An 11875-nucleotide genomic window follows, 5' to 3' on the forward strand; every position below is an offset into this window, starting at 1 on the left:
ACTGCGCTCCGTGCGAGTCTCTTTTGACCGCAGCACTCAGAACGCAGGTCCGCGAGGTCAGAAGAGTACGTCTATCGCGGCGAGCGTCGCAGCGCCCATCACGAGCAAGTACGCGGTGACGACGGCGACGGGCCTGAGGCCGACCCCGCGGAGTCGGGCCAGTCGGATGTCGAACCCCAACCCGACGAAGGCGACGGTGAACAGCCACGACGACGCAAGGTTGACGAGTTCGACCGTCGACGGTCCCAACAGTCCCGCGTTCGTCACCGCGACGACGAGAGCGAACCCGACGAGGAACTTGGGGAACTGCCCCCAGAGCGTTCGCAGCGTCCCGCCCTCGTCGAGGGCGGTCCGTCGCGTGAAGTACACCGAGTAGCCCAGTGCAGCGAGTCCGATGAACGAGTTGCGGGCGACTTTGGTCAGCGTCGCCCACTTACCCGCGACGGGGTCGAACGCGAACCCGGCGGCCACGACCGGACCCGTACTGAACATGCTCAGTCCGGCCCAGATGCCGAACGTCTGCGGGTCCAGCGACAACCAGTGGCCGACGAGTGGGAAGCCGACGAGCGTCAACGCGTCGAAGAGGAGGATGGCACCGGCGACGTACGCTATCTGTTCCTCGTCGGCGTCGATGGTCGCCGCCACCGTGAGCACCGCCGAGACGCCGCAGATACTGGCTCCTGCCGCGATGAGCGACCCCGTCTTCGACTGGAGACCGAACACGTAACGAGACATGACCTCCACGAGGAGGACGCCGACGACCACCGTAGCTAACGTCAGACCGACGAGTTCGAGTCCGGCGGCGGCGAGTTCGCCGAGCGTCAGTCGAACGCCCAGCAACACGATACCCACTTCGAGGAGCAACTTGTGATAGTCGTATCCCTCACGAATCGCCGTCGGAACGCCGACCGTGTTGGAGACGAGTGCGCCGAGGACGACGGCGACGACGAGTGCGCTGACCTGCGCGACGACGCCCGAGAGGAGGTGCGCGAGGACGCCGAGTGCGACTAACCACCCGAGATTGCGCGCGTGATTTCGGAGTCCGTGTTCGGACATCGACGCCTCAGACGAGGCCGACGCCGGCGACGAGGACGACGCCGACGATAGTCGCCTTCCATCCTCTCTCGAGTGCCCGCCATCGCGCGACGACGAACGATGCGAGCGTATCGGACGACGCTCCGTCTGCCTCTCGCTTCATTGGTCACTCTTTGTCGTAATCGAGTGATAAAGCCTCTGGTGGGCGAATTCGGAACACGACGGTCCGCCGACAGGCTCTGTCACGAGACGCGCGGTCGAGACGGGAGTAAGAGTTAAACACGAGTCACTAATGATAGATGATAGATATGTGAGTGGAAGTGACACGGGTAGTGAGTCGGCAGAATCGCATCCGTCGGGACGGGACGCAGCGCAGAGGGCGGAGTCGCCGAAGCGTCGTCCTCTCTGCGCTCGGTGCGTCGGCGTCACTGCTCGCCGGGTACACGGGCGGCACCGGCGGAAGCGTAACACCGTCCGGCGCGACGACGGGCAGTACGGGCGGAAAGTACGGCCGCGAATGACCTCGGTGCAGGCCCGATACAGGCGTTCGTCGAGGTCATCCTCTCGAACGTCAAGAACGGTATCTTGGCGTCGGCGTTCATCGCGTTCATCATCAGCCTCCAAGAGTTCGTCATGGCACTGTTCCTCTCGGGGCAGGGGACCCGAACGATTCCCGTCCTCGCGTGGATCGCACTCCGGAACGTCCTCGACCCGATAATCAGCGTCGTCTCGACGCTCCTCGTCGTCGCGGCACTGTTGCTCGTCGTTCCGGCCGCACTCGCCATCGGACTCGACCGACTCGCGAAACAGCTCTAACCCGCTCTTACTTTATCGTCGGCTCGTTGTAGTTCAACTCGACAACGTTTACTGACTGGAAGAGTTTCGTCGGGAGGTCGGTTTCGAGTCGGTCACCGTCGAGTCGATGCGTCGGTCCCGCGACGCTCAGTCCGCCGAGGACGTTCCCCGATTCGTCGAGTATCGGGGCACCGATAGAGCGCATCCCGTTTCGGAACTCCTGTCGGTCGTACGCGTATCCCCGCTCTCTGACCGTCTCCAGTTCCTCGAACAGTTCTTCGCGCGTCGTCAGCGTCTCGTCGGTCTGTGCCGGGAGGCCGTGTCGCTCGATTACCTCCTCGACGCGGGCGTCCGAGAGGTGGGCGAACATCGCTTTTCCCGCGGCCGTACAGTGGATTTTGACGCGTGCGCCGGATATCGCCGGGTAGTGGATGTCCGCGCTGTCTTGGTTCACGTCGAGGTAGATTCCCTGCCCGTGTTCTTCGACCGTCAGCGTGATGAGTTCGTTCGTCTTCGTCGCGAGTTCCGTGACGCCGGCCCGTTCGTGGCGTTCGAGAGCGTCGACTATCTCCTCCGTCGTCCGGAGTGCCTTCACCGGGTTGTTCGCACTGACCGTCATACGATACCACGTCACGGGTAGGCTACAAAAATGTCGTCCGCGTAGTGGTTCGAGGATTCGGACAAATTCTTAGTTTAAACATCGTTTAAGTTTATTTTTCTCGGGAGAACCGCCGCCGGACGGTCGGTGGCGACGGACGCCCGGCGAAGAGACGAGTGGATTCAAGAGTGCCGCTCCTGTACGTCGATTCATGCTTCGCGAGGGGGAGAGTTTTCGATGACGTCGGAGAGTGACGTGTCGCGGGCGATAGCGCGGTATCTCCGGTCGAGCGGTGACTCCGCGCAGTACCGGTCGACGGCCGACTCGGTCCTCTCGCAGTTCGAGACGTGGCTCCGACGGCGCGGGAAGGACTCCTTCGAGGCGTTCGAGGCCGAGGGTGAACAACTTCTCAGACGGTACGCCGACCGACTCGCACAGCGCGTCGACTCCGGCGGAATCTCCGCCTCGTCGGCGGCGACGTACTACAACGTCGTGTCCGGATTCCTCGGCTACTGCGTCCGCGACGGCGTCCTCTCTCGGAACTTCGCGCTCGCGGACCGCGCCCGCGAACCGCTTCCCCGAGACGACGAGGACCACACCCAGCAGTTCTGGACACAGGAAGTGCGTCGCCGACTCGTCCAGCACACGAACGACGTCGCGTACGAGGCCATCGAATCCGAGGGAACGAGCGCGCGACGAGCAGTCCGTGACCGCGCAATCGTCCACGTCCTCGCGTACACGGGCGTTCGCGGCGCCGAAGTGTTCCGCGTCAGCGGTGACGGCCGCGAGGGGAGAAACGGACTCACGTGGGGTCGCGTCGACGACGACGCGTGGACGTTCCGCGTGTGGGGGAAATCACAGGAGTGGGAGGACGTCTCCGTCCCGAAGCAGGCACGGGCGGCCCTCGAACGCTGGCGCACGCTCGCGAAACCGCCGTCCGGCGACTGGCCGGTGTTCCCGACGAGTCACGCGCCGTCGAAGTACGCCGCCGTTCGGGCGGCGAGAGACGATGCCGACGAACTCCTCGACGGGGCCGACGTCGACGACGTCCTCCGCGAGTACGACATCGCACCGCCCGCCATCACCACCGAGGGCGTCCGTCGCGTCCTCGAACGCGTCGCCGACGCCGCGGACGTCGACGTCGACGGCAAACCGCCGCTCCCACACGGTGCCCGCCGGGGTCTCGGCGACGAACTCTTTCGCTCGGACCGGGGCCTCGCACAGGACGTGCTTCGGCACAAGTCGCTGTCGACGACGAAAGAGGCCTACTCGCACATCGACGCGGCCGAACGGGGCGAAGTCGTGAGTGACCTCCTCGACGAGTAGTCGAGAGAAGAGTCCGTGCGGCGAGTCCGAGAGATACCAGCGTCTCAGCGCCGCCGGACGCGACACCCCAACTCGGAGAGCGCATCGAGCGCCGATTCCAGGTCGTCCTGCTTGACGAGAACGTGGTCCGTCGAGTACGCCGAGAGCGCGAATATCGAGACGTTCGCCTCGGCGAGCGCAGTCGCGACCACGGCCAGAAAGCCGACCAACTCGAACGGGAGGACGGCGTCGAAGGTGAGGAGTCGCCACCCGCAGTTCGTCTCGGCCGCGTCGACACCGTCGAGTCGGTCTTCGGAGACGACGTGTGTGGTCTCCCGACCGTCGTCGACTGTCGCGAACGCGTCCGAGACGTCGCCGTCGGCGGTGACGACGGCGTACGTGTCGGCCGCGACTTCGACGGTGCAGTCTTCGAGGACGTCTCGTGGTTCCACGCGATGAGTGGTGAGCGGGGCGGTAAATACGTACCGCGCCACCGCCTCCGCTCGACGAGCGACGTTCACCGTCGAGAAACCGAACGACTCGGTCGCGTCGTCCGAAATACACTTATATTCTGACTGTAACGAATTCGATAGTCCCGTCGGATTCACCGGCGGACGGCCCTCCAATGGCTTCGATAACCACAGACACGCTGTTCAACGCCGCGGCGGCCATCATCGGCACCATCGCCGTCCTGATGTTCGTCTTCACGCTCCAGTACCCGTACTCGCCGGTCTCGAAGTACGGACTCGTCCTCGCGTTCTTCGCCGCCATCCTCTACGTCGGGCAGCGAACGTCCGACCCGCAGGTGACGCTTCTCGGGTACGGCGTCATGGTCACGACGCTCGTCGGACTGTTCTTCGACGTCGCGAACACGTTCGGCGCGGGTGACCTCGTCGTCATCCTCGGCCTCCTCGTCTTGGCGACGCTCCTGTACGTCCTCCCGAAACGCGACGCGCGACGGCAGATACTCTCCGATGCGCACGCGAGAAACCTGTTCGCGGCCGTCGCCGTCGTCGCCGTCCTCGTCCTCGTCGCGGACGTCGCGACCGGAACGCTCGCGTACGAACTCCAACCCGCGAGCGAAGTGGCGTTCGAGGGCGACTACGACCGCGGCGACGAACTCGTCGTCGCGACGATGCAAGTGTCGAACCCGGGACCGTTCCCCGAACGCGTGGAGTCACCCCGATACCACGTCTGTGCCGCCGGAAACTGGACGCCGTACCAGCGACAGGGCGAACCGGGCGAGCAACCGCGGCCGGTGCGTCTCAACGCCCACGTCGACGACGGCTACAACGAGTTCGTCTTCGGCGGCGGTCAGCGGTCGTTCCCGGTCCGCCTGCACACCGACGCCGTGAACGTCTCCGGCGAGACGATTCCGGTCGAGGTTACGCAGTCGTGTCCCGACCGGACGACGGGTGAACCGACTATCGCGCTCTTCCCGGACACCGACCACGAGAACTACCGCTACGCGTTGCGAACGGCGTCGGCGTAGGGAGGCGCCGACCCGGGCAGAGTTGCCGGGGACCGGACCAGTGAGGTAGTAAACGACGGGGACCGGACCAGTGAGGTAATAAACGAGGAGACGAATCGACGGACAACGTGATACTGGTCGTAGACAACGCGGTGGAAGGCGGCTACATGGCCGGCGAAGTCGCCCGTCTGCTCCCCGGCGACGACGTGGAGACGTACAACTACCCGAACAGAGAGACGGACCCGTCGTTCGAGGACGTCGACGGCGTGGTCGTCGGCGGAAGCGGAGCGGGCGTCTACGACGAACCCGACCAGCCGTGGATCACCCGTCAGAAGGAGTTCGTCCGGAACGTCGTCGACGCCGGCGTCCCCCTCCTCGGAATCTGTTTCGGCCACCAACTCGTCAACGAGATGTACGGCGGAACCGTCGTCGACAGCGGCGTCTCCCGCGGCGAGTTAGTCGAGGCCGAGTTCGCCGAGATACCGCTGTTCGAGGGCGTCGCGGGCGTCGTTCCCGTCCTCCACTCCGACGTCGTGACCGAACCCGGCCAGGGGATGGACGTCGTCGGAACGACCGGCTACAACGACGCCTTCGCGACGACGCACCGCGAACACGACGTCTGGACCGTCCAGTACCACCCCGAGTTCACGCCCGAAATCGTCCCCGAGTACCGCGACCACTGGGAAGAGAACGAACACTCGTTCGAGGAGTCGACGGCGACGCGGACGCTGGAGAACTTCGCCCGGTTCTGTCGAGAGTGAGAGACAGGGCTCCCCCATTCCGGTGAAGTGAACTCGCTCGGCCGGCCACGAGACGTCTCTCGTGTCAACTGTTAATGTCGTTCGTGGTGTCCTCTCTGTCATGAACGCACTCCGTTCGGCCAGTTGTCTGCTTTTGCGCGACCGAGACGACGTCCCGCCCTTCCTCGACACCGAGCGTGACGAGATGCTCTCGGTCGCGAGAGACCTGTTCGAGAACCCCGAGACCGTGACGCTCTCGGACGGTCGAACACTCGGTTACGGGGAGACGGGCGACCCCGACGGCGACCCGGTGCTCGCCTTTCACGGCATCCCGAGCGGAAGGCTGGGTGCCGCCGTGTTCGACCGCATCGGTCGCGAGCGAGGCATTCGAATCGTCGCCCCCGAGCGACCGGGCGTGGGCGTCTCCGACCCGGACCCCGACCGCGAGATGACCGACTGGCCGCGCGACGTCGCCGAGGTGTTGGACGCGCTGGGAATCGACGCCGCCCCCGTCGTCGGTATCTCGGGCGGCGGACCGTACGCGCTGGCGTGCGGTGCGACCGCTCCCGAACGCTTCCCGCGCGCCGCCGTCTGCTGTAGTTTCGGGCCGTCCGACTCCGCCGGGATGGCGACTCGGGGGCTGTTGCTCGGCGCGCGGTACGCGCCGACCGTCGTTCGGTCGTTCCTGCGGGCGGAGGTGCTCTCGTCTCGGTACGCGCCCGGGTGGACGCTCGAACGACGCGTCGCGGCCGCGGCCCCCGGAGACGAAGGGGTCTGGCGGAGCGAGGTCGGAAAGCTACTGATAGCGTCCGTTCCGGCCGCCTGCCATCGTCACGGGACTGCGACGTTCGTGCGAGACCTGCAACTGTTCGCGGGGGACTGGGGCTTCGCGCTCGAAGCGATAGACGTTCCGGTCGGCGTCTGGCACGGGCGGGCCGACCGGATAACTCCGGTCGAGATGGGACTCGGGGTGATGGACGCAGTTTCGACCGCGGAGGGTCACTTCTACCCGGACCGCGGACACCTCTCGACCTTCGTGGAGTACGAGGACGAGATGTTCGAGTGGCTGGCGGAGTAACGCACTCTCTCGGGCCGGGGAGAACTCCGGCGACGAAACACACCGTCGGCTACCGCTTCCCCCTCGTTTTTCGGGCCACGACGAGTGAGAGAGGATATGAGCGACACGACAGACCTCGACGTCGGATTCGTCCAACTCGGGGAGACGGGTATCCACACGAGCGAACTCCAGTTCGGGACGTGGCGATTCGGAAAGGAAACCGAAGAAGGAAACGTCGAAATCGACGAGAAACGGGCGCACGAACTGCTGGACGCCTACGAGGCCGCGGGTGGCCGCTACATCGACACGGCGGACGTGTACGGCGGCGGCGACAGCGAGGAGTGGATCGGCGATTGGTTGGCGGACCGCGACCGGGAACGCTACACCATCGCCTCGAAGATATACTGGCAGATTCGCGACGGCGACCCGAACAGTCGCGGGACGAATCGCAAGAACGTCCGCGACCGCATCGACGCACTGCTCGACCGCCTCGGAACCGACTACGTCGACGTCCTCTACATCCACCGCTGGGACGACCAGACGCCGACCCGCGAGATGATGAAGACGCTGAACGGCCTCGTCGAGGACGGCAAGGTCCACTACCTCGGCGCGTCGACGCTCCGGCCGAACGCGTGGAAGGTGGCGAAGGCCAACGAGATAGCCCGCTCGAACGGGTGGGAACCGTTCACCGTCTCCCAACCCCGCTACAACCTCGTCGACCGCGAGATAGAGGGAGACTACTTGGAGATGGCGCGGTCCTACGGGATGGCGGTCTGTCCGTGGAGTCCGCTCGGACAGGGCTTCCTCACGGGCAAGTACAGTCGCGAAGACGGCCTCACCGGCGAGTCGCGCGCTTCCGAATCGAGTCGGTTCGAGGAGAACTACCTGACCGAAGAGAACTTCGCCGTCCACGACGAACTCGACGCCGTCGCCGACGAGGTGGGCGCGACGCCCGCACAGACGGCGCTGGCGTGGGCGATGCACCGCGACGGCGTCACCGCCCCCATCGTCGGTGCGCGAACCGTCGACCAACTGGAAGAGAACCTCGCCGCCGCCTCGGTGGCACTCTCCGACGAACAGGTCGACCGACTGACGGAGGCGAAAGGCGGCCCGTACGCCGGACTGTAACACGAAACGCGGGTGCCCGTTCACCCGGATTTCCGGGCGATTTTGACCGAATTTCCGAGCGGATTTCCAATCGCTCTCGCGTGTCACGAGAGAAGTAATTACAAACGTATTAGTAGAGGGTTCGCCCTCGAAGAAGTGACACATGGAGGGGCGAGAAGACGAGGTAGGGGTCGCAGAAACGTTCGACACGGACTGTGTCTCGTGCGGCGACGTGACTCCCCACAGAGTCACGTTCACGATGAAGCGAGCGCTCAGTCGCGACGGAATCACTCGCGACGAGACGGGAGTCGCGAAACGGCGGTACAAGATTCTGAAGTGCGTCGGCTGCGGCGAATCGAAGACGCTCAAGCCGGTCTGAGCGACTCAGAAATCCCCCAGTGCCGTCTGGTTCTGCCGAAGTGCAGTCGCCTCGAATCCCCGCCGCGTCAGCGTCTCGGCGAAAGCGTCCGTGGACCCGTGCTGCGTGTAGACGCGTCCCGGGTCGACGGCGTCGACGAGGGCGCACAGTTCCTCGAAGTCGCAGTGGTCCGACAGCGGGAACGTCACGTCGTAGTCGCCGCGAAACTTGTACGAGTCGTCGACGGCCCACCCCGAGAATCCGGCCTTTGTCGCTCCGGTCTCGGCCGCGAGCGTCTCTATCCAGCGTATCCGCGCCGTCGTCATCGGGAGGACGAGCGCGTCTCCGGGGCCGAGTTCCGTCTCGGACGTGTACGGTTCCGCCGCGAACGACACGTCGAGAAACTCGGAGACCACGTCGTTGACGCGGAACACCGCGTCGGTCGTGAACAGGCGGTCGCGACCGGCCGCCTCCGCGAGCAACTGGAGTTTCTGCGCGCGGCCGAGAGCGTACCCGAACAACAGGACGGGTTCGTCCGTCTCCTGCAACCACGAGACAATCTCGCCTGCGACCGTGTCGTGGTCCGGGAAGACGTACTCGGGTTCCCCGTACGTCGTCTCGACGACGAGTACGTCCGCCTCCGGCGGGTCGAAACCGTCGAGGTAGAACCGAGACCGGGTGCAGACGTCCCCGGTGTAGAGGTATCGGGTCCCGTCGTCTGGGTCGGTGACGAGGGCCGCCCGCGACCCGGCGACGTGACCCGCCGGGAGGAGTTCGATTCGGTCGTCCGTCCTCGCGTGAAGCGGCACGTCGCGACGGGCCGTCGCCAACGCGGCGGTCAGCGGCGAGCAGACGGCCGTCGATTCGCCCTCCGGGAAGTGGTCGCCGTGGGCGTGGGAGACGACGTTCACGTCGCCGTCGGGGTGGTCCGCGTCGCAGACGACGCGGGTCCCGTCCGAGAGGGTAATCTCGATGCCGTCGCGGTAGTGAACGGACACGTATCGAGGGAAGGGACGCGCGCAGAAGCCGGTTCCGGCCGCACGGCGAGCGTCGGCCGACTCACTGCGCGTCGAACAGCGAGTCGACGCGTTCGAGCGTGTCGGCGTCCGCCGGTCCGAGGTCCTCGCGGACGCCGAGGAAACGCGGGAATCGGAGCGCGTAACCCGAGTCGTACTCCGTCGACGACTGAATCTCCTCGTACTCGACTTCGAGCACCACCTCGGGGTCCACCTCGACGAGTCGTCCGTCTCGGGTCGTCGCCAGCGACTCCAGTCGGTCGGTCAGTGCTCGGAGTTCGTCGTCGGTGTACCCCGTCGAGAGGCGTCCGACCTCCCGAAGCTCGTCGCTTTGGGCGTCGTAACACGCGAGATAGAGTCGGCCGAGTAGTTCGCTCCGACGACCCTCGCTGTACTTCGCTCGCACGACGACCACGTCGAGCGGTTCCATCGTCGGCTTGAGTTTCAGCAGTCGTCCGACGCGACGCCCCGGTTGGTACGTCGCGTCCGGGTTCTTGAGCATCAGACCCTCGTGCCCGCGTTCGAGCGCCTCCTCGTAGAGGGCCGCCGCCGGGTCCGGGTCGTCGGGAGACACCGTCGCCGTCGTCGCCAGTTCGAGGCCGGCGACGCCGTCGTCGAACTCGGGTTCGACCGAGTCGAAGGCGGCGACGAGTCGTTCGTATCGCTCCGCCGCCGGGTCGTCGAGAAGCGTCTCGCCGTCGTACAGACAGTCGAAGAGGTGGACGACGACCGGAATCTCGCGACTCGTCGCCTCGACGTCCGACTCGCGCTTCACGCGGCGAGAGAGTTCTTGGAAGACGACCGGGGTGCGGTCGTCTCCCGCTATCGTCTCCGGCGTGTAGCCGACGAGTTCGCCGTCGAAGATGGCGTTCTCGGCCGTGACGCCGCGTTCCATCGCGCGGACCACGTCCGGGAACTGCGCGGTCACGTCTTCGAGTCGTCGGGTGAACAGGCGGACGTCGTCGCCTCCGACGTGAACTTGGATGCGGATGCCGTCGTACTTGTACTCATACCGCACGCGTCCGTCCGCGGCGGCGTCCGCGAGGCCCTCGGCGAGCGACTCGGCTTTCTCCGCCAGCATCGACTGGATCGGACGGAACAGTTCGACGTCCAGTTCGGCGAGTGCGTCTCGGCCGCCGTCGCGGGCCGTCTCGGCGACGACGGCGAAGTCGTTCGTCACCTGGTAGGCGCGTTCGACCGCCGAAACGGCGTCGTCGCCGCCGTCGAGGAAGGCGACGGCGATGGCGTCGCGGATGGTCCCCTCGCCGACGCCGACTCGCATGTGTCCGAGGGCGGTTCTGACGACGTACCGCGCCTCGTCGGGCGTCGCGACGGAGACCAGTCCCGCGAGGGCGTCGACGCGTCGTCCCTGACTCCCGTCACCTTCGAAGTCGGCGAGTTCGCGGAGTCCGTCGTGGACCCGACCGACCGTGAGCGTCTCGGAGAACAGCGTCTGTTGGCCGCCGTTTTCGACCGCCCACGCGGCGGCGTCGCCGAGGTCACCGGTCTGTCGCCATCGTTCTCGCACCTCGTCTTCGGGCGCACCTGTCGCCGTCAGAACCGCCTCGAGCGTCAGACGCGAAGACACGCCGAGTTCGCGCCGGTCGTGCGCCGGAAACAGTCGGCCGCGAACGAGGACGACCAGACGCCACAGGTGAGCGTCGCTCTCGGCGAACGCCTCCGCGACGACGTCGCGTTTCTCGTTGTTCGAACTCGTCGACGAGAGGCGGTCGTACACGTCGACGAGGGCGGTGTGCTCCATCGTTCGTATCACGGGCCGAGGCGACAAAAGCGCACTCGCAGGCGGAGAGCGAAACGAGAGAGGACGGCCGGACGCGAACACATCACCACGCCGTGGAACTCGTTCCACAGTCCTGTCACCGGGGCGAGATTTTATCACTCGTTTGGCGCAATGGGTGGTATGAGAGAGTCCAAAGAGGGGCGGATGGCCATCAGCCGTCAGGACTTCACGCGCGTCTGGGAACAACGCGACGTGGAGGCCGTCCGGGACATCTACGCGGCGGACTTCTGCGGTCACGGCTTCCCGGTGCCGAAGACCATCGGCCGAGCGCAGTATCGACGCGTCGTCGAACTATTCCAGACGGCGTTTCCCGACTGCGAGATCGAACTCGAAGAGATGTACGCGGACGACGAGTTCGTCTACGCCTCGTGGCAGTTCAACGGCACCCACACCGGCACCGTAGCGGGGATTCCACCCAGCGGAGCGGACGTCTCGTTCTCGGGGCACGGACGTCACAGACACGAGAGGGGCGAAGTCGTCGAAGTGTGGCTCGACGCGGAGTGGGCGTCGATTCTGCGACAGATCGGTCGTGGATACCTCGGTACGGTGCCGGGCGTCCCCTCCTAACGGTCACCGACGTACCGACTCTGAG

At 65.6% G+C, this 11875-nt stretch carries 15 protein-coding genes; 9 read left to right on the plus strand and 6 right to left on the minus strand.

Going from position 1 to position 11875, the window contains the following annotated elements:
• Window positions 1-57 precede the first annotated feature (57 nt).
• Window positions 58-1056, minus strand: coding sequence for a YeiH family protein (locus BM282_RS15225; RefSeq protein WP_089882610.1), 999 nt, complete (start codon window positions 1054-1056; stop codon window positions 58-60).
• A 7-nt stretch (window positions 1057-1063) separates the two neighbouring features.
• A complete protein-coding gene (locus BM282_RS18970) occupies window positions 1064-1198 on the minus strand; it encodes a hypothetical protein (protein WP_281244802.1) in 135 nt (44 codons plus the stop codon).
• 169 nt (window positions 1199-1367) lie between these two features.
• On the opposite strand from BM282_RS18970, the gene BM282_RS18245 reads away from it, so the two are divergent.
• Together BM282_RS18245 and BM282_RS15230 are read left to right on the plus strand one after the other, a co-directional pair.
• A complete protein-coding gene (locus tag BM282_RS18245) occupies window positions 1368-1556 on the plus strand; it encodes a hypothetical protein (RefSeq protein WP_139229737.1) in 189 nt (62 codons plus the stop codon).
• A gap of 37 nt (window positions 1557-1593) precedes the next feature.
• A complete protein-coding gene (locus BM282_RS15230) occupies window positions 1594-1851 on the plus strand; it encodes a hypothetical protein (protein ID WP_245758392.1) in 258 nt (85 codons plus the stop codon).
• A gap of 7 nt (window positions 1852-1858) precedes the next feature.
• On the opposite strand, the gene BM282_RS15235 is transcribed toward BM282_RS15230, so the two are convergent.
• Entirely contained in the window at window positions 1859-2449 is a 591-nt protein-coding gene (locus BM282_RS15235) for an IclR family transcriptional regulator (RefSeq protein ID WP_089882614.1), read from the minus strand.
• 216 nt (window positions 2450-2665) lie between these two features.
• On the opposite strand from BM282_RS15235, the gene BM282_RS15240 reads away from it, so the two are divergent.
• On the plus strand, window positions 2666-3754 hold the full coding sequence (locus tag BM282_RS15240) for a tyrosine-type recombinase/integrase (RefSeq protein ID WP_089882616.1): 1089 nt from the start codon (window positions 2666-2668) through the stop codon (window positions 3752-3754).
• A 44-nt stretch (window positions 3755-3798) separates the two neighbouring features.
• Here BM282_RS15240 and BM282_RS15245 read toward each other — a convergent pair whose 3' ends face one another.
• A complete protein-coding gene (locus BM282_RS15245; protein WP_089882618.1) occupies window positions 3799-4185 on the minus strand; it encodes an ACT domain-containing protein in 387 nt (128 codons plus the stop codon).
• Between the two features lie 173 nt (window positions 4186-4358).
• Here BM282_RS15245 and BM282_RS15250 point away from each other — a divergent pair, with 173 nt between their 5' ends.
• The 5 genes from BM282_RS15250 (at window position 4359) to BM282_RS18615 (ending at window position 8487) form a co-directional block, all read left to right on the plus strand.
• Complete coding sequence (locus BM282_RS15250) at window positions 4359-5225, plus strand: hypothetical protein (protein ID WP_089882620.1); 867 nt, start codon at window positions 4359-4361, stop codon at window positions 5223-5225.
• Between the two features lie 107 nt (window positions 5226-5332).
• Window positions 5333-5965: a type 1 glutamine amidotransferase gene (locus BM282_RS15255; protein ID WP_245758388.1), complete on the plus strand. Its 633-nt coding sequence runs from the start codon at window positions 5333-5335 to the stop codon at window positions 5963-5965.
• A 100-nt stretch (window positions 5966-6065) separates the two neighbouring features.
• A complete protein-coding gene (locus BM282_RS15260) occupies window positions 6066-7022 on the plus strand; it encodes an alpha/beta fold hydrolase (RefSeq protein WP_089882623.1) in 957 nt (318 codons plus the stop codon).
• 96 nt (window positions 7023-7118) lie between these two features.
• A complete protein-coding gene (locus BM282_RS15265) occupies window positions 7119-8129 on the plus strand; it encodes an aldo/keto reductase (protein WP_089882625.1) in 1011 nt (336 codons plus the stop codon).
• 211 nt (window positions 8130-8340) lie between these two features.
• The gene (locus BM282_RS18615; protein WP_175501573.1) at window positions 8341-8487 is read left to right on the plus strand and encodes a hypothetical protein; all 147 of its coding nucleotides are present in this window, start codon (window positions 8341-8343) and stop codon (window positions 8485-8487) included.
• 5 nt (window positions 8488-8492) lie between these two features.
• Here the strand turns inward: BM282_RS18615 and BM282_RS15275 are convergent, their stop codons facing one another.
• Window positions 8493-9464: an mRNA 3'-end processing factor gene (locus BM282_RS15275; RefSeq protein ID WP_089882629.1), complete on the minus strand. Its 972-nt coding sequence runs from the start codon at window positions 9462-9464 to the stop codon at window positions 8493-8495.
• A gap of 61 nt (window positions 9465-9525) precedes the next feature.
• Window positions 9526-11244, minus strand: coding sequence for an ATP-dependent DNA ligase (locus tag BM282_RS15280; RefSeq protein WP_089882631.1), 1719 nt, complete (start codon window positions 11242-11244; stop codon window positions 9526-9528).
• A 159-nt stretch (window positions 11245-11403) separates the two neighbouring features.
• Here BM282_RS15280 and BM282_RS15285 point away from each other — a divergent pair, with 159 nt between their 5' ends.
• The gene (locus BM282_RS15285) at window positions 11404-11850 is read left to right on the plus strand and encodes an ester cyclase (protein WP_175501574.1); all 447 of its coding nucleotides are present in this window, start codon (window positions 11404-11406) and stop codon (window positions 11848-11850) included.
• Window positions 11851-11875: the final 25 nt, after the last annotated feature.

The organism is Halogeometricum limi (genome assembly GCF_900115785.1).
Taxonomy (GTDB): domain Archaea; phylum Halobacteriota; class Halobacteria; order Halobacteriales; family Haloferacaceae; genus Halogeometricum; species Halogeometricum limi.